At 50.1% G+C, this 26,845-nt stretch carries 2 protein-coding genes; both read left to right on the top strand.

Annotated elements, in window-relative coordinates; genetic code table 11:
- Positions 1-5: 5 nt before the first annotated feature.
- Positions 6-10,541: an SDR family NAD(P)-dependent oxidoreductase gene (locus NYE68_RS09420; RefSeq protein ID WP_324635839.1), complete on the top strand. Its 10,536-nt coding sequence runs from the start codon at positions 6-8 to the stop codon at positions 10,539-10,541.
- Positions 10,531-26,832, top strand: coding sequence for a non-ribosomal peptide synthetase (locus NYE68_RS09425; protein ID WP_324635838.1), 16,302 nt, complete (start codon positions 10,531-10,533; stop codon positions 26,830-26,832). Before NYE68_RS09420 ends, NYE68_RS09425 begins: the two co-directional genes overlap by 11 nt.
- Positions 26,833-26,845 lie beyond the last annotated feature (13 nt).

Raw genomic sequence — 26,845 nt, forward strand, 5'->3', positions numbered from 1 at the left:
AAGGAATGATATCGGAAAAAATCAATATCTCACTGGATCATCCCATCATGAAGGGCCATATGGTCTTTGGCGAAGCGGTATTGCCCGGTCTTGCTTATATCGATTTGATTTATCAGGTTTTTCAGGAACACGGTTATGTATACAATGAGCTCGAATTGAAGCACGTTACGATTTATCAGCCTTTAACCGTCAGTGAAACGGCTGCAATCATTCTGACCATTCAATGTTCTGATAGCGGAGATGGAAAGTGGCTCATCTCCCTTTCAGGGCAGAAACAGCAAGGTGACGAGCTGTCAGACAATATACAATATGCGACGGCTGAAATGGTGAAAAGAGACGCTGTGACATTTGACGAAACCATTGATTTCGGCGATGTGAAGCAGTCAGGCAGATCTCTGAATCTTGATGACATGTATAACCGATGCCTGGATCATGACTTGGTTCATTCCGGCATGATGAAATCGAACGGACGATTGTACGAAACAGAAGGCGGAATGCTGGCTGAGCTTTCTTGCGAAGAAGGAAAAGATTTCTTTTTATTCCATCCGGCACTTTTGGATGCGAGCGGAATCGGGGCGAGCGGTTTGCTTTCTGAAACAAACCGGCTTCATCTGCCTTTATATTATGAATCGTTCACGGCCGCCGACAGGCTGCAATCTGAGTGCACGGCGCGTATCGCCGCTTCCGGCGTCCGTCAGGAAAAAGAACTCACAACGATGACGATCGAGTACTTCAGCCGATCCGGACAAAAGGTGGCGGAGCTTAAAAACATTACGGGAAAAGCGGTTCGGTTCGAAGAAGACGAGAATACAGCCGAACAGAATCAACAGGCTGCAACTGAGCCGGAAAGCGCAGATGAAAAAGACATCATTCTGTTTTTAAAGAAGCTTTTGGCTGATAAGCTTGGGCAGCCTTGGGAGACGCTGGACGTTCTTGCAGGCTACTATGAGCTTGGGCTGGATTCATCTTCTTTGCTTGAGATTGTACAGGATATCAATAAAAAGACGGGTGCGGACCTCGCGCCCACTCTTCTCTTTGAATATACAAATATAAAAGAACTCGCAGCCTATCTGAAAAAGACCGTTTCATTTGAATGTGCGGAACGTGCAGCCGAACCACAACGGTCTGAAGCTGAAGCACCGGACGCGCCAGAACATCATAAAAACACCGGAGACATCGCGATTATCGGAATGGCCGGCCGCTATCCGAAAGCGAAAAGTGTGGCGGAGTTTTGGGAAAACCTGAAGGCAGGCACGGATTGCATCACTGAAGTTCCGAAGTCCCGCTGGGATTGGAAAACATATAAAAACGTAACGTCCCCGTCAGGAAAAACAGTATCAAAATGGGGCGGTTTCATTGACGATGCCGACTGCTTCGATCCGCAGTTTTTCAGAATCTCACCGCGTGAGGCGGAAACGATGGACCCGCAGGAGCGCCTGTTTTTAGAAACATGCTGGGAAACGATTGAAGATGCGGGGTATACGCCTGAAACGCTGGGAAATAAAGGGGAAAAACAGCATCCGATCGGCGTATTTGCAGGGGTGATGCATAAAGATTATTCCTTAATCGGCGCAGAACAATTATCTGAAACTGATCCTTTTCCGGTTTCACTGAATTATGCGCAGATCGCCAACAGAGTGTCCTATTATTGTGACTTCCACGGGCCGAGCATCGCGGTGGATACCGTTTGTTCCTCATCATTGACCGCCGTCCATCTGGCCATTGAAAGCATCCGCCGCGGCGAATGTGAGGCCGCGCTTGCGGGAGGGGTGAACTTGTCGCTGCACCCGGCGAAATATCTCAGCTACGGAAGCGTGGGCATGCACTCAAGTGACGGCCGCTGCCGTACATTCGGCGAGGGCGGGGACGGCTACGTTTCCGGAGAAGGAGTCGGTGCGGTATTGCTGAAGCCGCTGGAAAAAGCCGAACAAGACGGCGACCGCATTTACGCGGTCATTAAAGGAAGCGCCGTTAACCACGTCGGGAAAGTAAGCGGAATTACCGTCCCGAATCCTGCTGCACAGGCAGAAGTCATTAAGGCCTGTCTGAAAAAAGCAGGTATCAGCCCGCGGACCGTCAGTTATGTGGAAGCCCATGGCACAGGTACTTCGTTAGGAGACCCGATTGAAATTGAAGGTCTGTCAAAAGCGTTCAGCCAAGGGACGCAGGATCAGCAATTTTGTTCCATCGGTTCGGTCAAATCAAATATCGGTCACGCAGAATCAGCGGCGGGGATCAGCGGGTTAACAAAAGCGGCGCTGCAGCTTCATCACAAAACGCTTGTCAAATCACTGCATTCTGCGGAATTAAATCCTTACCTGAAATTTGAGGAATCTCCTTTTTACGTACAGCAGCAGACTGCTCCGTGGAAACAGCCGTCAGCTGAAGAAAACGGTAAAGTCACACATTATCCGCGCAGGGCCGGGCTCAGTTCCTTCGGTGCATCAGGTTCGAATGCCCATATCATTTTAGAAGAATACATTCAGCCTGAACAAAAAGCGCCTGCACCTGAGAACGATGCAGCAAAACTCATCCCGCTGTCAGCAAGAAATAAAGACAGGCTTCTGGCCTATGCGGAAAAACTAGCCCGATCGCTTTCAGAAAAGACGGTGCTGTCTGAACTGGCTTATACTCTTCAGACAGGACGTCAAGCAATGGAGGAGAGAGCTGTCTTCCTTGTAAATGACATCCGCGACTTGAAGCAAAAGCTGAATGATTTCGTAAAAGGAAACGAAAACATCCCCGGTTTATGGCGCGGACAAGCTGAGCTGCCGGAGATGAGCGAAGCCGCTCCCGAGACGGACGATCCGAAACGGCTTGCCGCGTTATGGGCAGAAGGGAAAATAATAGATTGGAATAAGCTGTACGCTTCGGGTAAACCGCGTAAAACAAGCGTTCCGACTTATCCGTTTGCAAAAGAACGCTATTGGATTCCGCAGCAGAAAAAACAGGAGAAAAGCCCGTCAGGCACAGTGCTGCATCCGCTTTTACAAGAAAATACGTCAGATTTTTCGCAGCAGCGCTTCACGTCTCTTTTTACGGGAGATGAATTTTTCCTATCTGACCATGTCGTCAACGGACAAAAAATACTGCCGGGCGTCGCCTATTTGGAAATGGCCGCAGAGGCGGTCAAAAAGGCCGCTGTCGTGACGGAAAAAGGCCATAGCGTCACACTCAGACAGGTTGTTTGGGTCCGGCCGGTCATGATTGAAGACAAACCGAAAGAAATACATATTGCCCTTTACCCAGAAGATAATGGTGAGATTACCTATGAAATATACAGTGAGGCAGAAAACGGCGAAGATCCGGTTATTCACAGCCAGGGTGAAGCGGTCATTACCGAACCGGGAAGCGCCCAGATTGATATCGAGTCTGTCAAAACTTCCTGCAATTTAGGAATTGTGACTGCGGAAGAATGTTACGGTGCTTTTGAGAAGATCGGTCTGGATTACGGAGAGGCATACAGGGGCGTACAGCAATTGCTGATCGGAGAAGACCGATTATTGGCCCGTATTTCACTCCCAGCAGCCGTACATGACAAAAAAGAACAGTATACGCTTCACCCGAGTATGATGGACGCCGCTTTTCACGCATCCGTCGGTCTGCTTGTCCGATCGATACATGACGATGCAGACAGCCACGAGCTTTCTTTGCCGTTTGCGATGCAGGAAGTGGAAGTGTTCGGACCGTGCCCTGAACATATCTGGTCATATATCCGGTATACAGAAGGCAGCAAAGCAGATGACAACGTAAGAAAATTTGACATTGATATGTGCGATGATGCCGGTACGGTTTATGTCCGGATGAAAGGCGCGTCCGTCCGGGCGCTTGACACAAGCCAAACAGCGGGCGGAGAAACCTCGGAGGCGCCTGTCGGCCATACGATGCTGATTCCGGCTTGGGAGCCTGTTGCGCTTGAAAAAGCCGGGGAAGCAGCGGCGGATAAGCAGACGGCAGTATTCGGCGGAACGGATTCGAGACATACGCGCATAAAAGAACACCTGCCGAACGCTTCCTATTATCCGATCAGAGGTACGGATGATATCACATCTCTTACGCACATGCTTGAAGGACAAAAAGAACTGGAGCAAATCATTTGGCTTGCTCCGCAGGCTGAGAGTGCGGACAGCCTCAAAGAACAGGAAAGAAACGTTCTTCATGTGTTCAAGCTGATGAAAGCATTACTTGCCTTAGGGTACGGAGAAAAACGTTTGGACTGGTGCATCGTCACAGCAAATGCCCAGCCGTTTTCGGATCAAGACAGCGCCGACCCGTCACAAGCCGCAGTCAGCGGACTTGCCGGAACAATGGCGAAAGAATATCCGCATTGGCATATCCGCATGATTGACACAGAAACGGACGGCAGCTGGCCGATCGAAGAGGCGCTCAGTCTTTCTGCCGGGAAAAACGGTCAAATTTGGGCGTACCGCAATCAGCAACTGTTTGAGCGGCAACTGATACCGCTTGACAATATGCCGAAAAACGGCACGCTGTACCAAACAGGCGGGGTTTATGCCGTGATCGGAGGCGCGGGGTATCTTGGCGAGGCATGGAGTGAATACATGATCCGCCGCTACAAAGCACGCATCATTTGGATCGGAAGAAGCACACTGAATGATTCCATACAGGCGAAACTCGACCGGCTCAGCGCATTCGGCCCGGCGCCTGAATATGTTTCCGCCGATGCCGCCGACAGTGCTTCCTTAGAGAGGGCTTATCAGTTCATAAAAGAGCGCCACACAAAAATAAACGGAATCATCCACTCGGCAATGGATCTGTCTGAGCAAAGCTTAAATAATATGAAGACAGAAGAGTTCAAATCGGTGCTGCGGGCAAAAGCCGATGTAAGTGTGTCCATGGCGGAGGTATTTGGACGGGAGCCGCTTGACTTTGCGCTCTTCTTCTCCTCGCTTGTGGCATTTATTCATAACGTGAAACAAAGCCATTATGCCGCGGGATGCGCTTTCAGTGACGCATTTGCGAAAGAACTTGATCAGACATGGAATTGTCCGGTCAAAGTGATGAATTGGGGCTATTGGGGCAATAGCGAAGCGGCTGAAGACGGGGATTTTATTCAGCTGATGGATCAGATCGGATTGGGATTAATCGAACCGGACGCTGCAATGGAGGCGCTTGAAACCCTTATGACGCTGCCGGTTGATCAGGCGGCTTTCATTCATACGACAAAACCGGTCGCAGTCGAAGGGATGAATGAAAGAGAAAAGATTTCCGTTTATCCGCCTCAGCCGCTTGTCTTTTCACAACAGCCGAAGGTCGCTCCGCCCGGCGCACGTCTTGTTAGAGAGGCTGAACATCAGGAGCTTGATGATTTTCTGTATCAGCTGTTGATCGCCCAGCTTAAAGAAGCAGACTTGCTGACGCCGCAAAGCCTTAAAGCGTATGAGCCCGAACATGAATACTTTAAAAAATGGCTCAATCAAACGATCGCTTTCCTTCTGGAACATGGCTATCTGGAAGGGAATGCGGATTCATATAAACTGTCGGCGCGAGCCGAAAACACAACCGCCGCGCTATGGCAAAAATGGGAGCGGGAAAAAGAGGAATGGCTCAATAACGCCGATACAAAAGCGATGACTGTTTTAGCCGAGACGATGCTTAAAGCACTGCCGGACATTCTGCGCGAAGACGTGCCGGCGACAGATATCATGTTCCCGCACTCTTCAATGGAACTTGTTGAAGGAATTTATAAGCACAATCAAGTCGCGGATTACTTTAACAGCGCCCTGTCAGATACATTAACGGCTTATGTGAAAGAAAACATCAGCAAACATTCAAAAGCCGAGATCCGCATACTGGAAATCGGAGCGGGCACAGGCGGCACAAGCGCAGGCATATTTGAAAAGCTTAGGCCGTATCAAAACCATATAAAAGAATACTGTTACACCGATGTATCGAAAGCTTTTCTCGTGCATGCGGAGACGGAATACGGCAAACGGAATCCTTATCTGACGTATAAGCTTTTTAACGCAGAAGCGCCGCTTGCCGGCCAGGACATAGAGCCGGGCGCATACGACATCGTCGTTGCGGCCAATGTGCTCCACGCGACGAAAGATATCCGCCAGACGCTGAGAAATGCCAAAGCCGTTTTAAAAGACAATGGTTTGCTGCTCTTAAATGAAATGGCGGGAAACAGCCTGTTCCCGCATATTACTTTCGGACTGCTTGAAGGCTGGTGGCTGCATGAAGATTCTGCCCTTCGTATTCCGGGGTGCCCGGGCTTGTATCCGGAAAGCTGGAAGCGCGTGTTAGAAAGTGAAGGCTGGCATTCTGTCTTCTTCCCGGCAGAAGCGGCACATGAATTAAGCCATCAGATTATAGCGGCAAAAAGCAACGGCATTGTTCGCCAAAAAACGTTTAAAGCAGGGGCCGGAAAACGGACCTCTCCGCCAAAAGCAGCACATGCGCCGGAACTTCAGGCGCAAACAACGGTGCAAAAAGGCGACACGTCTTTAACAGAAAAAAGCACCGAGTACTTGAAAACGTTAATCGGAGAAACATTAAAAATTCCGCCGGCTCAAATTGATCCGAAAGCGCCGCTTGAAAAATACGGAATTGATTCTATCGTCGTCGTACAGCTGACAAACGCGTTACGAAATGTATTGGACCAAGTCAGCAGCACTTTATTTTTTGAATATCAGACGATTGAGGCGCTCGTCGCTCACTTAATCAAAACGAAAAAAGACGCGATGATCAAACTGACGGGACAAACGCCTGTTCAGGAAGAACGGAAGGCATCACCAGAACCGCAGGCTGTACAGCCTGCTAAGCCGCTTCGCACTGACTTCCGGCGGAGGGAAAAACGGGCAGCCAAAGAGACCGTCCGGCAAAGTTCGGTTCGCGACGTGGCCATCATTGGTGTTTCAGGACGCTACCCGCAGGCAAAAACAGCGGCTGAGCTTTGGGCTAATATTAAAAAAGGAAAAAACTGCATAGAAGAAATCCCGCGGGAACGCTGGAACTGGCAGGATTACTACGATGAAGAGAAAGGTAAAGAAGGCTCTATTTATACGAAATGGGGCGGCTTCATTGAGGATATGGACAAGTTTGATCCGCTGTTCTTTCAGATTTCTCCTTTGGAAGCGGAGCGAATGGATCCGCAGGAGCGATTATTTTTAGAAACGGCGTATGCGAGTATCGAGGATGCCGGCTATACGCCTGACAACCTGTGCCAAAGCAGAAAAATCGGTGTTTTTGCCGGCGCGATGAACAAAAACTACCCGACAGGCTACGGCTATTGGTCCATTGCCAACAGGGTATCTTACCTTTTTGATTTCCAAGGGCCGAGCATTGCCGTTGATACAGCCTGCTCTTCTTCTTTGACGGCCATTCATCTGGCGCTTGAGAGCATATACAGCGGTTCAAGCGAATGTGCGATTGCCGGGGGCGTAAACATAGTGACCGACCCGATCCATTATATGAATCTGTCAGTCATGAACATGCTTTCCGCAGGCGATACGTGCAAATCGTTCGGAGACCGCGCGGATGGTTTTGTCGACGGAGAAGGGGTAGGAGCGGTCGTATTAAAGCCGTTGGACCGGGCGATTGCCGATAACGATCACATTTACGGTGTAATTAAAGGAAGCACCATTAACAGCGGAGGCAAAACGAACGGATACACCGTTCCGAATCCGAATGCGCAGGCCGCCTTAATAAAAGAAGCTTTCGAAAGGGCAAACGTCCCGGCGCGCACCGTCAGTTATATTGAAGCCCACGGTACGGGGACCGCATTAGGAGATCCGATTGAAATCGCCGGATTAACGAAAGCATTTGAAGAGGATACAACAGATAAACAGTTTTGCGCCATCGGCTCCGCAAAATCAAATATCGGTCATTGTGAAAGCGCCGCGGGCATTGCGGGTCTGACAAAAATACTATTCCAGCTCAAAGACCGCCAAATTGCGCCGTCCCTGCACGCGGAACAGCTGAATCCGAATATTGATTTCGCGTATACGCCGTTTGCCGTTCAGCAGGAGCTCGGTGAGTGGAAACGTCCCGTCATCGGCGGCAAAGAGCTTCCGAGAAGGGCGGGGTTAAGCAGCTTCGGCGCGGGAGGAGCAAACGCCCACCTCGTCATAGAAGAATATACGGCAGACAAAGAGCCTGATGAGATGCCGGCAGATCAGCCCGCCATCATCGTCCTGTCCGCGAAAAACAGCGAACGGCTCACTGAAAAAGCAAAACAGCTCAGAGACGCCATCCGTGAAAAAAGATACAGCGGCCGCGACCTTATGAGCATAGCCTTTACTCTTCAGACTGGCCGGGTGCCGATGGAAGAGCGTCTCGGTTTTATCGTCCATTCACTTCATGAACTTGAGGAAAAACTGAATGGATTTATCGCCGGACAAAACAGCGCCGGACTGCACCGTGACGGCACGGAAGAAAACAAACGGATGCTTGCCGTATTTTCGGCGGATGATGATATGGAAACAATCATAGACGCTTGGATCAGCAAACGGAAATATTCTAAGCTGCTTGAGCTTTGGGTAAAAGGATTGGACATCGATTGGGCGAAATTATACGGAGACCGTCCTCCGGCCCGCATCAGCCTGCCTGCTTATCCGTTTGCGAAAGAACGCTTCTGGCATCAGCAGCCTGTACAAAGCAAGGCCGCGTCCGTTAAGGCGCCGGCTGATGAAAATGATCCGGCGGAACAATTTGAAGTAATGGCTTTTAGAGAAGTTCTTAAAGAACAGGCTCTGCCGGCTGCCGGAGAAAAGAGAATCAAAACGGTGATTTCTTTCTTATCTGATCAGAAGAAGCAGCAGGAAGCCGTCTCTGTGATCAAATCGTATGACAGTGACATTGACGTTATTTTTATCGCTCAGGGAGACCGGTATGAGGCCTTGTCCGCCGGCCGCTGCCAAGTGGTGCGGGAAGATCCGCAATCATATGTGAACGCTTTTGCGGATATTCAAAAAGAGTACGGTGAAGCTTCTGCCATTTTGTATTTATGGGCGCTTGAAGATAAAAGCTGCATCGAAGATTATTCATGTATTGTCCATATTCTCAAAGCAATGGCTGAGACCGGTCTTCAGCCGGAAAGGCTGTTATTGGCGGGGGAATATGCATCCGGTCTGGAAAGGTGCTACTTGGAATCATGGATCGGCTTTGAGCGTTCGCTCGGCATTGTTCTTCCGAAAACAAGTGTTACCGGCCACTTCAGAAAAGCCGGTGCGGCCATAACGGACTGGATGAGAACCATTTGGGATGAGCTGAAAGCTGAAACAGACCATACCGTTTTCTTGGAAGAGGGAAAACGATATGTCTATCACACCGAACCAACCGGACTAACGAAAGAAAACGGCAGGATCAGAACCGGCGGAACATATCTCATTACAGGCGGATTAGGAGGGCTCGGCTGCTTATTTGCCCGCCATCTCGCCCGGAACTACCAGGCAAATGTCATTCTCACGGGGCGGTCGCCGATCAATGAAGAAAAGAAAGAAAAAATGAAAGGCCTGGAAAATCTCGGCGCGGGTGTTCTTTACGCTGAAGCCGATGTTTGTGATCCGATCGGAATGGGCGACTGCATCAAGCGCGCGAAAGAACGATTCGGAGCCATTCACGGCGTCATTCATGCGGCGGGCATCGAAAGCAGAACATCCGTCTTTGAAAATGAAATCGGGAATTTCCGCAGTACGCTTGAACCGAAAATAAACGGAAGCCTGCTTCTTGACGAGTGGCTGAAAAACGAAACGCCTGATTTCATCTGCTACTTTTCATCCACATCGGCTGTTTTAGGAGATTTCGGCTGCTGTGATTACGCGGTCGCGAACAGGTTCCAAATGGCGTATGCCCGCTATAAAAACGAACAATCTGAAAGCGGAAACGCTTTTGTCATAAACTGGCCGGTCTGGAAAAACGGCGGAATGGCCGTCGGCGGTGAAGAGACGACGGGCATGTACCTGAAATCAAGCGGCCAGCGCCTGTTGGAAACAGATGAAGGCATTGAGCTGTTTGAGCGCATCATTTCTCAAGACAACACCCAGTGCCTTGTCATTGCCGGCAAAAGAAGCCGTGCCGAACGATTTTTAGGCATACGGCGGGACGATTCATCAAAACCGGATGCGCTTTTGGAAACCGTGAGCCGCCGCATCCCGGAAGAAAGCACGGAAAAACGGCTCGAAGCGGATTTGAAAGAGCTGATACACAGTCTGCTGAAAATATCTAAAAATAAACTCGTCCTGCATAAAAACTGGGCGGAATTCGGATTTGATTCCATCTATTTAGCCAAATTTGCCGCTCTTTTGTCGAGTCATTACGGCATTGAAGTCACTCCGGCGTTATTTTACAGCTATGCCACGCTCGGAGACGTCATCAGCTATTACCTGACAGAACACAAAGAAACGCTCGAAACGTTTTACCGAACGGAAGAAACCGAAACAGAAGCCGCCGCTCCGGATAACAAGGAGTATACGGATCAGGAGATCATCGCCATGATGAAACAGGTCTCTGAGGGGACATTAGATTTTAAAAGAGTGCAAGACATCATAGAAGGGAGTAAGACCTATGAATCATAAAGAACTTCTCGATGCCTACAGATCAGGAACGCTCACCATCGCTGAAGTAGAACAAAAGCTTCAGGCTTTCAAGCGGACAACTGCAAAACGTCCGCTTTCTGAAGGCCAGAAAGGTTTGTGGATGCTTCAGAAAATGTTTCCGGAGATGAGCGCATATAACATTCCGTTATGCTTTCGTTTTCAAAAGCTGGATATCGAGACATTCAAAAACGCCCTTTTGTCCGTGCAGCGCCAGCACCCTATTTTGACCAGTGTGATAAAAGAGGAAAACGGCCTTCCGTATCAGATAGAAGATACGGATCGGCATTTTCCGATTGAAGAAATGGATCTTTCTGAATTAAGCGGGCGTGACGTTCTTTCGTTTATTAAAGAAAAAGCAAAAGAACCGTTCGCGCTTGAAACCGGGCCGCTCCTTCGCGTTCATGTATTCCGGCGGGCGAAGCGGGAGCCGATTGTGTTAATCACCATTCACCATACCATTTTTGACGGCGTCTCTCTTATGACGTTTATGTCGGCGCTGCTGGACGCTTATGTGAAAGCAAGTGAAGGCAAAGAACCTGTCATGGTTCAGCAGGCCGCAGATTATCATGATTTTGTGAAATGGGAAAAAGAGCTGCTGGAAAGCGAAGCGGGAAAAACGCATCTCTCTTATTGGAAAAAGCAGCTGGAAGGACCGCTGCCGGTGCTTGAGTTTCCGTCGGATTATCCGAGATCATCGGTTCAAACTTGCAGAGGGCAGGCGTATCAGCGCTTGCTTCCTGATGAACTGAATCGGCAGATTAAAGTGTGCGCCCAAAAACATAATGTCAATGAATCCGTTGTGTATCTCGCTATTTTCAAAGGACTGCTCTATCAATATACGAATCAGGAAGATGTCATCGTCGGCATGCCGACGATGGGGCGCTCTGAGGCTCAATTTGAGTCTGTCATCGGATACTTTATTAATATGATCGCGGTCAGAAGCAGGGAGACGGGCGCCAAATCTTTTACGGCATTTTTGAAGGAGCTGCAGCTGACACTGGCAGAAGGGCTGGACCATGCCGCGTATCCGTTTCCCGCGCTTGTCAAAGAATTGAAGACGGAACGCTCGCCTGCGGTGTCGCCTGTTTTTCAAACCGCGTTTTTCTATCAAAACTTCTTCCGGACAGAAGGAGCGGAAAAGCTGGCGGAACTATATCAATCACTCGGCATTGAAATGATAGAAGACATTCATCAGGAAGGCGAATTTGAGCTTGCGCTTGAAGTCTATAAAAAAGAAACGGGAACCGTCCTGCAATTTCTGTACAACCCGGATGTCTACAGCCCTTCTTTCATCGAACGAATGGCGGAGCATTATATGAAACTGGCAGAAAAGGTGCTTTCTGATCCGGAGATCGCTTTTGAAGCCTGTTCCGGTCTGCTCAATCAAAAACGGGATGAAAGCCGTTCATCCCATCAGCCGAATGAGCGCTGCATTCATGAAGTGTTTGCGGAAAAAGCCGGACGCCACCCTGACAGAGAAGCCGTCACATTCGGTGAAAACAGTCTTACAAATCGCGAATTAGATGAACGAAGCACGGCGCTCGCTGTGTACCTGCAAGAAAAGGGCGTCACACCGGAATGCCCGGTCGGCATTTGTACGGAGCGTTCTTTTGAGATGGTCATCGGCATCCTCGCCATTTTAAAAGCGGGAGGCGCGTATGTACCGCTGGACCCGGCTTTTCCAAACGAACGGATGGCGCACGTGTTGACTGACAGCGGCGTGTCAATCGTATTAACGCAGGAAAAGACGCGCGGCATGATTGAACAGTTGGCCATCGGCGGTGTAAGCACGGTGGAAATTGAAAACAGCGGACGTTCTGTCAGCGGGGCAAAACTGACGCCGCGTTCAAAACCGCATCATCTCGCTTATATTCTATATACGTCCGGAAGCACGGGAAAACCGAAAGGCGTCATGGTTGAGCACAGAGCCATCATGAATACGCTGCAGTTTTTGGAAGCTGAGTATCCGGTCGCACAAGAGGATGCCTATCTGTTAAAAACGAATTACGTATTTGACGTTTCGATTTCTGAATTATTCGGCTGGTTTATCGGAAACGGACGGCTTGTCATTTTGCCGCCTGGTGCAGAAAAAAATCCGCAGCTTTGCATGGAATATATCCAAACCCACCAGGTCACGCATCTGAATTTTGCGCCCGCCGTGTTTAATGTATTTCTGGAAACGGTAAAGCGGCATACGGCATTTACAGAAGACGGCCCTGTGAAATATGTGATGGTGGCCGGAGAGGCGTTTCCGAAAGATTTAGTTAAAAAGTCAGTTTCCATCTTCAAACATGCCAGAATTGAAAATATATATGGCCCGACGGAAACATCCATTTATGCCGCTTACTACAGCTGCGGCCAAAAGGAAATCACAAGCAGGAATACGCCGATCGGGAAACCGATTCACAATACGCGGCTTTATATCGTCGATGAAAAGCTCAGCCCCGTCCCTGACGGTGTGGCCGGGGAGCTTTGCGTGGCCGGCGCCGGTCTGGCCAGAGGCTATTACAATCAGCCTGAGCTGACGGCGGCATCATTTATTGATAATCCGTTTAGTGAAGGAGAAAAACTTTACAAGACAGGTGATTTGGCCAGATGGCTGCCTGACGGAAATATAGAATATGCCGGCCGGATTGACAGTCAGGTGAAAATTCGCGGCTTCCGCATCGAATTGGGAGCGATTGAAACGAAATTGAGCGAACATCCGGATATCCTTGACCAGGCGGTTGTGGTTCAGGAAAAGAACGGACATAAAAAGCTGATTGCTTATTATACGGCCCGCTCCGGTCATACGGCAGACGAAAAAGCGCTCCGCAACCATCTTTTATCAAGCCTGCCGGATTATATGGCGCCTGCCCATTTTATCCGCCTGGATGCACTGCCGTTAACACCGAGCGGAAAAGTGAACCGCAAAGACTTAAAACAGCGCAAGGTAATCGTTCACCGGTCTGAAAAGACGGGCAGACTGCCGTTATCAGAAGCGGAAGCGAAAGTGACCGCAATATGGGAAGACCTGCTGAATACGGCGGGCATCAAAATCGAAGACGGCTTTTTCGATGTGGGAGGCGACTCGCTTCTGGCTGTTGCGGCGGCAGAACGCATTAAACAGGAGCTGGAATGCGATTTTACCGTCACGGATTTATTCGAACACTCTACCATTCAGGCGATCAGCCGATTTATTGTTGAAACAAAACAGGCGGCTGAATCAGAGGCGTCCTGCCAAGATGAGAGAGAAAGAGAACAAACACCGCAAAACGGGGTGCCGTCTTACTTTGATGACAGTGTGGCAATAGTGGGGATTTCCTGCCAGTTCCCCGGCGCGAAAAATCATCATGAGTTTTGGAAGCAGTTAAGAGAAGGAAAGGAAAGCGTCCGGTTCTACTCGGAAGAAGAACTTCGGGAAGCCGGCGTGCCTGAAGATTTGATCGAAAATCCCGACTATGTGCCGGCATTATCGACGATAGAAGGAAAAGATCTCTTTGACCCTGAGTTCTTTCACATTTCTCCGAAAGACGCAGAATTTATGGATCCTCAGCTTCGGCTTCTGCTGCTTCATTCTTGGAAAGCCGTCGAGGACGCGGGATATGTATCGAAAGAGATTCCGAAGACAAGCGTATATATGTCGGCAAGCAATAATTCGTATCGGTCGCTTTTGCCGGAAAAAACGACAGAAGGCCATGAATCTCCCGACGGCTATGTGTCATGGGTGTTAGCGCAGAGCGGTACAATTCCGACGATGGTTTCCCATAAGCTCGGATTAAAAGGGCCAAGCTATTTCGTTCATTCCAATTGCTCATCATCATTAGTCGGTCTTTATTCAGCCTACAAAAGCATAACGAGCGGAGAATCGGAATACGCGCTCGTCGGCGGAGCAACTCTGCATGCAGCGACCAGCATCGGCTATGTGCACCAAAACGGATTGAATTTTTCAAGCGACGGGCATGTCAAAGCATTTGACGCTTCAGCCGACGGTATGGCGGGCGGAGAAGGAGCGGCCGTCATTCTGCTGAAAAAGGCGTCACAAGCCGTTCAGGACGGAGATCACATATACGCCATGCTCAGAGGCATCGGTCTGAACAATGACGGAGCGGATAAAGTCGGTTTTTACGCACCGAGTGTAAAAGGTCAGACTGACGTCATCCAGCATGTTTTAGACAGCACGAATATTCACCCGGAGACGATTTCCTATATCGAAGCGCACGGCACAGGAACGACATTGGGTGATCCGATTGAAATGTCCGCGCTGCAGCAAGTGTATAAACGTTACACGGACCGGGAGCAGTATTGCGGGATCGGCTCCGTAAAAACGAATATCGGACATTTGGATACAGCAGCAGGTCTGGCCGGGTGCATCAAAGTCGCCATGAGTTTATATCATCGGGAGCTGGTGCCTACCATTAATTACACGTCACCGAATCCGAATATCAAATTCAGCGGTTCGCCGTTTTATGTGGCGGATAAGAGAAAACCGCTGCCGGAGAGGGAGACGCCGCACCGCGCAGCGTTAAGCTCATTCGGACTCGGAGGAACAAACGCACACGCCATTTTTGAACAGTATGAAAACAAAACGATCAGCGGATCAAATGACGGACAGCCGCCTTATATCGTTCCGCTGTCAGCGAGAAATAAGCAGCGTCTTACTGCCTATGCATCTTGTTTATCCGGCTTTCTGGATGAAGCCGAAAACGATGTTTCCTTGCATGATCTGGCATTTACGTATCAGACCGGACGTGAAGCGATGGAAGAGAGGGCCGTTTTTATCAGTCATGATCATCACGATTTGAAGCGTCAGCTGCAGGATTTCATCAACGGCAATGACCAAAACATCTTACGGGGCGAAAAAGTGAGAAGCAGAGAAGTGTCAGCTCAGGAGATGGAAGAGCTTGCGGCATGTCAGACACGGGATGAAAAGCTGAAAGCACTGGCGGCGCTCTGGGTTGAAGGAGCGCGTGTCGATTGGGGCTTATTGTATCCGGATTCCGCGCCGCAAAGAATCAGTGCGCCGACCTACCCGTTCGCAGAAGAGCGCTTCTGGCCGGAAGAAACGGTGAAGCAAACGGATACCAAACTTTTGCATCCGCTGGTACATCAGAATACATCCGTCTTGCAGGAGCAGCGGTTCAGTTCGGAATTCACGGGAAAAGAGTATTTTATTGCCGAGCATATCATTAAAGGAATGGCGATCGTGCCGGCTGCCGTTACCCTTGAGATGGCACGGGCCGCGGTGGAGAAAAGCATCGGCGGGGCAACAGAGGAATCTCTGGGCCTGCGCTTAAAGAATATTGTATGGGTCCGCCCGGTGATAGCCGATCAGGAGGCTGTCCGTGTCCATATCGGACTTTATGAAGAAGAGGACGGACAGATTCAATACAGAATGTACGGGGGTAACGATTCTATCGGTGAAGAAGCTCCTCTTTATAATCAGGGCATCGCTGAAATCATCCGGAAGGAACCGGAGGAAGCGGCGGATATTGAGCAGCTGAAGCGCCGGTGCACGCAGGGAACAATCGAATCTCAAGCGTTTTACAAAGGAATGATCGGTGCTGATTACGGGCCGGGTTACAAAGGGGTGCAGCTTGTATACAAAGGCGAAGACCGGTTGCTTACTAAATTGAAGCTTCCTGAATCCGTCTCTCATACAAAAGCTGATTATATCCTTCATCCGAGTATGATGGACGGTGCGCTTCAGGCCGCCGAATATTTGCAAAACGTGACGAGAGCGCTGCTTGCAGAAAGCGGGGAACCATTCAAAGCCGCATTGCCGTTTGCTTTAGAGGAGCTGGACGTTCTGAATCCGTGCGCTGATGATATGTGGGTGCACGTCACATTCAGTGCGAACAATAAAGCCGGCGATCCTATCCAAAAAGCCGATATTGATTTATATGACAATAACGGCGGGCTTTGTGTGCGGATGAGAGGTTTCTCAACACGGATCATGGAAGAAAACGCGGGTGCCGGCGTTTCGGTCAGCCGTACGGACACATTGCTCGCTGAACCGGTCTGGAAAGAGCAGACGGAACCGGCCGATCACGAGCCTTCATATGAAGAGCATATCATTTTTCTTTGTGAGTACGATGAAGCCGTAAAACAAGCTGTCGAAGCAAAGCTTGAACATGCAAGCGTCATTATCTTGGACGAGCGTCCCGCATCTATTGCAGAGCGGTATCATTCTTATGCGGGCCAGCTGTTTGACCATATCAAAACCATAATGAAAAGCAAGCCGAAGGGCCGCGTTCTTTTTCAGGCTGTTACGCGGTCAGCAGGCTTACAGCGGGTGTTCTCAGGCATTACCGGCCTCTTCAAAACCGCATGCCTTGAACATTCCAAGCTGATCTGTCAAATGATCGAAGCCGAGGAGGAAGAAAGTGCTGAAGGTATAGCGGAAAAAGCGTCCGAAAACCGTATGCATGCCGAAAGCGTCCATGTGAAATATGAAAACGGCAAGCGCTTTGCCGCTGGTTGGGGAGAAATGGATATACCTCGAGCGGAGCCGGACATTCCGTGGAAAGACGAAGGCGTTTATCTCATTACAGGAGGTGCGGGAGGTTTAGGTCTGATCTTTGCAAAAGAGATCGCAAACCGTACAAAAGATGCCGTCATAATACTAACCGGCCGGTCCGCTCTCAGAGAAAAGCAGAAAGACATGCTGGAAACAGTACGTGCTGCCGGCGCTTCTGTTTTCTACGAGCAGACTGATGTCACGGACGAAGCAGAAGTATACCGATTGATCCGCAATATCCGCAAACGGCACGGCAAGCTGGACGGGATTGTTCACAGTGCCGGCATTATAAAAGACAACTACATGGTGAAGAAGACGGCAGAGGAATACCAACACGTTCTCGCTCCGAAAGTGAAGGGCCTTGTGTATCTTGATGAAGCGTCACAACATGAGAAATTAGATGTCTTTATTGTCTTTTCATCCTTATCAGGTGTGCTTGGAAGCGTCGGCCAGGCTGATTATGCGTCTGCAAATGTCTTTATGGAGATGTATGCCGAGTACCGCCGTTCTTTACAAGCCGCGGGACAAAGATACGGAAAGACGCTTTCTGTCAGCTGGCCGTTATGGAAAGAAGGCGGAATGCAGGCAGGAAAGCAGACGGAAGATATGCTGATGCAGGAGGCGGGAATCGCACCGCTCGGCACAGATGCCGGCATCAAGGCTTTATATCAAGGCTTGATGAGCGGGACAGCCCGGATGACGGTTCTTGAAGGAGATGTGAAACACATGAAAGCAAAACTGTTCCGCAAAGAGAATGATCATCCGGAAACAGAGACCGGCGTACGTCATGACATTGATGCTGACAGCCTGCTTGAAAAAGTGAAGCATCTGTTAAAACAGCAGACGGCCTCATTGTTAAAAGTAAACATTGACAAAATTGATCCTCATGAAGAAATGACAAAATACGGGCTGGATTCTATCTCGATGACTGAGTTTACGAACCAGTTAAACAAAACGTACCGGCTTACGTTAACGCCGACGATTTTCTTTGATCATCCGACAATCCATGAATTTGCCGTTCATTTAATCAGTGAATACGAAGAGGAATTTGCCGGACGGTTTGCGGTAAATACAAAAACGGTTCAATCGGCAAGACCGGTAAAAGAGACTCAAATCACGCGCCCGGCCGTTAAGCGGCGCCGCACTCTGCCTGAGACACTTCCGCAGACAGTGCAGCGGGACCAAGGGCCGGAACCGATCGCAATCGTAGGCATCAGCGGGATTTTCCCGATGGCAGAAGACATTGAAGCTTACTGGCAGAACCTGAAAGAAGGCAAAGACTGCATGACCGAGATTCCGAAAGACCGCTGGGACTGGCGGGACTATTACGGGGATCCCGCAAAAGAAGCCAATAAAACAAACGTCAACCAAGGCGGGTTTATTGACGGAATTGCTGAATTTGATCCATTGTTTTTCGGGATTTCACCGCGGGAAGCGGAGCAAATGGACCCTCAGCAGCGACTCTTGCTGACGCACGCGTGGAAAGCGATTGAAGATGCCGGATATGCGTCAAAGAGTCTCTCAGGCACAAAAACAGGTGTGTTTATCGGGACCGGAAATACCGGCTACGGTTCTCTTTTAGCCAATGCCGATGCGGAGATTGAAGGGTCATCCGCGGCGAATACAAGTCCGTCTGTCGGACCGAACCGTGTCAGCTATACGCTCAATCTGCACGGGCCGAGCGAACCGATTGATACCGCCTGCTCAAGCTCGCTCGTTGCCATACACCATGCCGTTTCTTCAATTGAAGAAGGAACGTGCGACATGGCTTTGGCGGGAGGAATCAATACGATTGTTCTTCCGGATGTGTATATCAGTTTTGACAAAGCGGGCGCGCTGAGTAAAGAAGGAAGATGCAAAACGTTCTCTGATCAGGCTGACGGTTTTGCCCATGGTGAAGGAGCCGGTCTCTTTTTCCTCAAAAAGCTGAAAGCCGCTGAGGCGGATGGGGATCATATTTACGGCGTCATTAAAGGAAGCGCGGTGAATCACGGCGGCCGCGCGGCATCTTTAACAACGCCTAACCCGAAACAACAGGCGGAAGTCATTAAAGCCGCATACAAAAAAGCGGGCATTGATCCGAAAACAGTCTCTTATATCGAAGCGCACGGCACCGGAACAGAACTGGGAGATCCCGTTGAAATTAACGGCCTGAAACAAGCGTTCAGCTCGTTTGCAGACGGAAAAGAGAAAGCGGCCGGCTATTGCGGCTTAGGGTCGGTCAAAACGAATATCGGCCATTTATCCCTTGCCGCGGGAGCAGCGGGCATTATTAAAATTTTGCTGCAGATGAAGCATCGGACACTAGTAAAAAGTCTCCACTGTGAGACGGTAAATCCGTACATTCAGCTTGAAGACAGCCCGTTTTATCTGGTGCGGGAGACAATGGAATGGAAGACGCAGACGGACGAACGCGGAAACGAACAGCCTCGCCGCGCGGGCATCAGCTCATTCGGCATCGGAGGCGTAAATGCCCACGTCGTCATCGAAGAATACATTCCAGAAGACAGAGAGGAAGCAGATGATTCTCATATCGACCCATGTCTTTTCGTTCTGTCCGCCAAAAATGAAAAACGCCTGAAAGAGCAGGCAAAACAGCTGAAACGTGTGCTTACTGAAAAACGGTACAATCAATCCTCCCTCGTTTCTATGGCATATACCCTCCAAATCGGAAGGGACGCCATGGAAGAACGCCTGGCGGTTATTGCCGGATCTGCAGAAGAACTGCAGGAAAAACTGTCACAGTTTATCACTGGAGATAAGCACGCGGACTTGTACAGAGGAAGAATAGACAAAGGCACGCTGCAAATGCTGACGGAAGATGAAGAAATTCAAGAAGCCGTTGAAAAATGGATGGCACGCGGCAAATACGCGAAGCTGCTTGAATTATGGGTCAAAGGGCTGAACGTCGATTGGGCGAAGCTGTATGGAGACCGGCCGCCTAAACGCATGAGCCTGCCGTCGTATCCTTTTGCAAAAGACCGCTATTGGGCGGCAAAAAGCACCGGAAAACACGAAAAAACAAGCACTGTATCTGCCGGAAAACAAGACGCGCTTCATCCGCTTCTGCACAGAAATACTTCAAATCTTGCAGAACAGCGGTTCAGTTCAATCTATACAGGAAAAGAATTTTACCTTGCGGACCATGTTGTAAAAGGCGTACCGATTTTACCGGGAGTGGCACATCTTGAAATGGCGCGCGCAGCAATGGAACAGGCATCTGAAGTTCCGGCCGGACAAGGAAGCGTCAAGCTTAAGAATACGGTTTGGGTGCGGCCGATCACCATTGAAGACGAGCCGGTTCATGTCAACATCCGTCTCATTCCTGAAACGGCAAATGACGTTCAATTCGACATTTACAGCGGCCGGGAAACAGATCAGCCGTCCGTTTACAGCCAAGGGGCAGTATCAGTCCGCCCTGACGCCGAGGCTCCGGTCATTGATCTCCAAAAGCTGAGATCACAATCCGCCGAGACACCGTTTTCTGCAGATGAAGTGTACGATATGTACCGCAAAATCGGTTTTGATTACGGCCCGGCTTTCCGGGGTGTCAAAGCGATTTATACAGGTGATGATTTCGTATTGGGCAGACTGTCACTTGATGCGGCTTGTGCGGACACGGTACAGGAGTATGTCATGCATCCGGGCTTAATGGACTCTGCATTGCAGGCATCAAGCATATTAACCGGAACAAATGATGAAAAACTGATGCTTCCGTTTGCGGTTCAGGAGCTTGAAGTATTCAGCGCATGCGCTGCCGAGATGTGGGTTTACGCCAGACTTTCTGAAGACCACAAAGCCGGCCAGATTGAAAAACGCGATCTTGATATTTGTGATGAAAACGGCAAGGTTTGCGTAAGGCTGAAAGGTTTGTCATTCAGAACGGCTGAAAAAGAATCTGAGAAAAAAGAAAAAGCTCCGGAAACGCTCATGCTTGAGCCGGTATGGACCCGAAGCGATGAAACTGCTACTCAAACGGAACCGGTTTTTGCCCGGCATATCGTGTTGCTTTGTGACACAGACGCCGGATTGAAACAAGCCGTTGAAGCCGCGGGAGCTGAATGTATTGAAATGACCTCCCGGCACGGGAAAGCGGCGGCGCGCTTCCGTGATTATACAGGACGGATATTGGAGACGCTGCAAAAACTGCTGAAGGAAGAGACGGATGGAGACGTCCTTATCCAGACGGTTCTCTCTAAAACAGATAAGCATCAGCTGCTCTCAGGCGTTTCAGCTCTGTTAAAAACAGCCGGCCTGGAACATAAAAAACTGAAAACCCAGCTGATTGAAATAGAACCGGCGGAAAACGGCAGAATCACAGACATCATCAGAGAAAATAAAACACGGGCTGATGACAGCCATATCAAATATGAAAACGGCATCCGATACAGCGCAGATGTCAAAGAAACGGCCGTGTCCGGCGGCAAAATACGCATTCCGTGGAACGACGGAGGCATTTATCTCATTACCGGAGGAGCCGGGGGCTTAGGCTTTATTTTCGCGAAAGAAATCGCCCGCAAAGTCAAAGAGCCGACACTGGTTTTGACAGGCCGTTCCGCTTTAAGCGAGAATCAGCGGATGCAGCTGCAAACGCTTGAATCACTCGGAGCAAAAGCGGAATACAAGCAGGCTGACGTAACAAACGCTCAAACTGCGGCAGACCTGGTCAAAACAATTGAAACGGAATATGGCGGCCTTCACGGCATCATTCATAGCGCGGGTGTGATGAAAGATCAGTATATCGCAAAGAAGACAACCGAAGAGTTTTACAGTGTACTGGCCCCTAAAACGGACGGATTTGTCAACCTTGATGAAGCAACCGAGCATTTAGCGCTGGACTTTTTCATCGTTTTCTCATCCATTTCCGGCGTCACCGGGAATGCGGGACAGGCGGATTATGCGGCGGCAAACGCATTTATGGACAGCTATGCGGCATACCGCAACGCACTGGTTACCGCAATGTACCGCCACGGTCACACATTGTCGGTCAATTGGCCGCTTTGGAAAAACGGCGGAATGCAAGTCAATGAAGAAATGGCGAAGCTCACCGAAAAAAGAACCGGTGTAACGCCGATGCGCACTGAGACCGGAATAGAAGCTCTTTACAAAGCATGGAGCACGGGGAAAACAAGCGTGCTCGTCATGGAAGGAAACCGCGCCGTAATGCGGGAAAAGCTGCTTCAAAAGACTCCCGCAGCCGCTTTTGCACCGGTTAAGAAAACGGAGGAAACGCCTGCGCCGAAAGACCTGACGGCAAAACTTCAGGAATTGCTGGCAAAAGAGGTTTCCGGGCTTCTGAAAATAAACATTGAAGAAATCGATATCGAATTGGAGTTCAATCAATACGGATTTGATTCCATTACGCTGACGGAATTCGCCAACAAGCTGAATGACACTTATCAGCTTGATCTGACACCGACCGTATTTTTTGAATATGCGACGATTCAAGCCTTGGCGCATCATTTAGCAGAAGACTATCAAACACAATTTGCCGGCAGTACACAGCCGAAAGAAGAAAAACAAAGCAGCGTAACTGATGATGACGGTATCAGACTGGCAGGGAACAAACGATTTGCAAAAACTGCCGTACAGCCTGTTCAGACGGCGGCTGAACATAAACCGGAACCGATCGCCATTGTCGGCATGAGCGGAGTGTTTCCTAAGGCCGCAAATATTGATGAGTATTGGCGCAACTTAGAAGAGGGAAAAGACTGTATAACAGAGGTGCCGGCGGATCGCTGGGACTGGCGTGAGTATTACGGTGACCCGCTTAATGAAGCCAACAAAACTAATGTAAAGTGGGGCGGATTTATTGACGGAGTTGCGGATTTTGATCCGCTGTTCTTCGGAATTTCACCGCTGGAAGCCGAACAGATGGATCCCCAGCAGCGCTTGTTAATGATGTATGCGTGGAAGGCGATAGAAGATGCGGGATATTCCGCTAAAAGCCTTTCCGGCACGAAAACAGGCCTGTATATCGGCACGGGGAATACCGGATACGGCTCACTGTTTTCCGACCTGGATATCGGCGGTGCGTCAGCCGCAAATATGAGTCCGTCAGCGGGGCCGAACCGCGTCAGCTATATGCTTAATCTGCACGGGCCGAGTGAACCGATCGACACGGCTTGTTCCAGCTCGCTGGTCGCGATTCATCACGCCGTATGCGCCATTGAAAACGGGAACTGCGATATGGCGATCGCCGGCGGCGTGAATACCGTCGTCACTCCGCAAGGCCACATCGCTTATGACAAAGCGGGTGCGCTGAGCAAAGAAGGGAAATGTAAAACATTCTCCGACAGGGCGGACGGATTTGCTGTCAGTGAAGGTGCCGGAATTCTGTTTTTGAAAAAGCTGTCAGAAGCGGAAAAAGCGGGCGATCATATCTACGGCGTCATTAAAGGCAGCGCGGTCAATCACGGCGGACGTGCGAACTCCTTGACGACACCGAACCCGAAAGCCCAGGCGGAAGTCGTCAGAACGGCTTATGACAAAGCAGGCATTGATCCGAGAACCGTCACTTATATAGAAGCGCATGGAACCGGAACGGAGCTTGGCGATCCGGTCGAAATCAACGGCCTGAAATCCGCCTTTCAAAAGCTGTACGAAAAAACAGGCGATTCCGCCGTTTATGCGAGTCACTGCGGTCTGGGTTCGGCCAAAACCAATATCGGCCACCTGTCACTGGCAGCCGGTGTCGCGGGTGTGATCAAAGTGCTGATGCAGATGAAGCATAAAACACTTGCAAAAAGCCTCCACAGCGAGGTCATCAACCCGTATATCAAGCTGAAAGACAGTCCGTTTTACATCGTACAGGAAAAAAGAGAATGGACGGCATTGAAAGACGAAAACGGCAATCATCTGCCGCGCCGTGCGGGAATCAGTTCTTTCGGCATCGGCGGCGTAAACGCCCATGTCGTCATTGAAGAATATATCCCGAAGGTAGAAAGAAAAACAGCTGTTTTCACACACTCTCAAATCTTTGTGCTGTCGGCCAAAGAAGAAGAGCGTCTGCAGGAACAGGCGCAGCAGCTGGCGCAAGCTTCTTTTACGGATGCGGATCTTGCCGATGTTGCTTACACGCTTCAGCAGGGGCGTGATGCCATGGAAGAAAGAGCGGCCATTATCGCTTCCTCGGCTGAAGAACTGCGGGACAAGCTAAAGAGCTGTGCGAAAGGACGTTATGATATAGCGGGCATTTATAAAGGAAAAGCGGGTAAAACCTCCCTGAAATCCATTCTGGCAGGCGCAAACGGCGAAGCGGATATCGAAGAGCTGATAAGCCGCCGAGAGAATGACAAGCTTGCGGAATTATGGGTGCAGGGCGCGGATATTAAATGGGACGGCTTATATTCTGATATCAAGCCCCAACGGATGAGTCTTCCTGCTTACCCGTTTGCGAAAGAGCGGTACTGGATCACGGACAACCGGCCGAAAGCAGAGAAACCGCAAGCTGTGCCGACGTCGCGGGTACTGCACCCGCTGCTTCACGAAAATGTATCAGATTTAACAGAGCAGCGGTACCGATCCGAATTTACGGGACAAGAGACGATTTTCACCGATCATCTTATTAAGGGCAAGCCGGTTATGCCGGGCGTTGCCTACTTGGAAATGGCTAGGGCGGCGGTTGCTCAGGCAGTCAAAGGGCAAAAGGAACGTCCGTCTGTCACCCGCCTGAAAAACATCGTTTGGGTTCGGCCGATCGAAGCGGGAAACCGCCCGATTGAAGCGCAGATCAGCCTGAACCCGAGGGAAAACGGTGAAATCGTGTATGACATTTACACGGATTTACAAACAGAAGCAAGCGGCAGGCAGATACACTGTCAGGGCGCTGCCGGCATTCTCAGCGCCGGGGAGGCTCCGCACCGTGATATAGGCGCACTGAAAGCTCAATGCGGCCTCAGTATACTGACTTCTGAACAGTGTTACGGCTTATTCAGCAAAATCGGCATTGACTACGGTCCAGGACAACAAGGAATTCAGCAGATTCATATCGGAAGCAATCAAGCATTAGCTGAGCTCCGGCTGCCTTCCTTCCTCGAAGAAACGGCAGATCAATACGTTCTTCACCCGTGTATGCTTGATTCAGCTTTGCAAGCGACAATCGGTCTGAAGCTGCACGCAGATGATAACCAGCTGTCACTGCCGTTCGCCCTTGAGGAACTGGACATTTTCAGCCCGTGCACGACAAGTATGTGGGCGTATGTCAGCTCCCGGGGAACGGATGAAAAAATACAGCGTATGGACATTGACTTATGCGATGAGACAGGCCGGGTCTGTGTCAGAATTAAAGGGATTTCTTCCAGAATGATGGAAGGCCCCGCGCCGGAAACATCATTAAATGGAGCAAACCTTCTGGCTCCGGTGTGGGATATCGCGGAATTCCGTGATCAAAGCCCGGCATATAAGACGGAAGAGGTTGTCTTTATCGCGGGGGATGAGGAAAGCGCGGCTTTTCAATTGCATCATCCTTCTGCGAAACGGCTTCATATCAACCCGGAAGATAAAATAGAGGCTGTTGCGGCTGAACTGAAAGCAACAGGGTCTTTCGGGCATATCGTATGGATCGCTCCTTTTCACAGCGCTGATGACATGGTAAAAGCTCAGGATGCGGGCGTCATCCAGATGTACAGAGTGATTAAGGCCATGCTTGCTTTAGGATATGGAGACAAGCGAATCAGCTTGACTGCAGTCACAATAAAAACACAGTCCGTACAGCCGGCGGACATTATTGATCCGGCTCATGCAGGCATTCACGGGTTGGTCGGCTCGCTCGCAAAAGAGTATCCGAACTGGCAAACAAGGCTGATTGATGCCGGCTGTCCGGAAGATGTTTCAAAGGCGGAGCTGTTCTCAGCGCCGTTTGATGAGCAAGGCAATACTTGGGCGTACCGGAACAATCACTGGTACAAACAGCGCCTCATTCCTGTACAGCAGCCGGTGTCAAGCCGGCCCGCCTACCAAAAAGGCGGCGTTTATGTCGTCATCGGCGGCGCGGGGGGCATCGGCGAGGCATGGAGCGAATATGCCGTGAAAACATATCAGGCGCGAGTCGTTTGGATCGGCAGACGAAAACATAACAGCGCCATTCAGGAAAAAATCGACAGACTCAGCCAATTCGGCCCGGCGCCGATTTATATTGAAGCTGACGCGGCAAATCCGAATGAGCTCACACGTGCGTATGAAACGATCAAACGCACGCACCCGCAAATTAACGGAATCATCCATTCCGCAATTGTTTTAGAGGATCAGAGCCTGGCAAATATGCCGGAAAGCCGTTTGAAAAGCGTGCTCGCTGCGAAAGTCAATGTCAGCGTGAATATGGCCCGCGTGTTCCAAAATGAGCCGCTGGACTTTGCTTTGTTCTTCTCATCTGTTCAATCATTTGCACGAGCGGCCGGACAAAGCAATTATGCTGCCGGATGCAGTTTCAAAGATGCCTTTGCCGCTCATTTGGCTAAAACGCGGCCGTATTCGGCGGCAGTGATGAATTGGAGCTACTGGGGCAGTGTCGGAATCGTATCATCTGCCGACTATCAAGAACGGATGAAACAGGCGGGAGTCGGATCAATTGAAGCGCCGGAAGCAATGGCGGCGCTTGAACGATTGCTCGGCGGCCCGTTGAATCAGTTCGTCATGATGAAACAGGCGGAAGAGCCGGAGGAAAAACCGGAAGAAATGATAGAAGTATACCCTGAACATCACGGCTCGGCGATGCAAAAACTGCGAAGCTATCAGCCTAAAGTAACAAGACATGTACAACAATTGAGTTAAGGAGGGGACGGCT

It is taken from the genome of Bacillus sp. FSL R5-0447, from assembly GCF_038606125.1.
Lineage (GTDB): Bacteria > Bacillota > Bacilli > Bacillales > Bacillaceae > Bacillus > Bacillus velezensis.

What these genes read in the sequence shown, in the direction of transcription:
- NYE68_RS09420 (WP_324635839.1), top strand. Translation starts at nt 6, where the DNA reads ATGATATCGGAAAAAATCAATATCTCACTGGATCATCCCATCATGAAG.
- NYE68_RS09425 (WP_324635838.1), top strand. Translation starts at nt 10,531, where the DNA reads ATGAATCATAAAGAACTTCTCGATGCCTACAGATCAGGAACGCTCACC.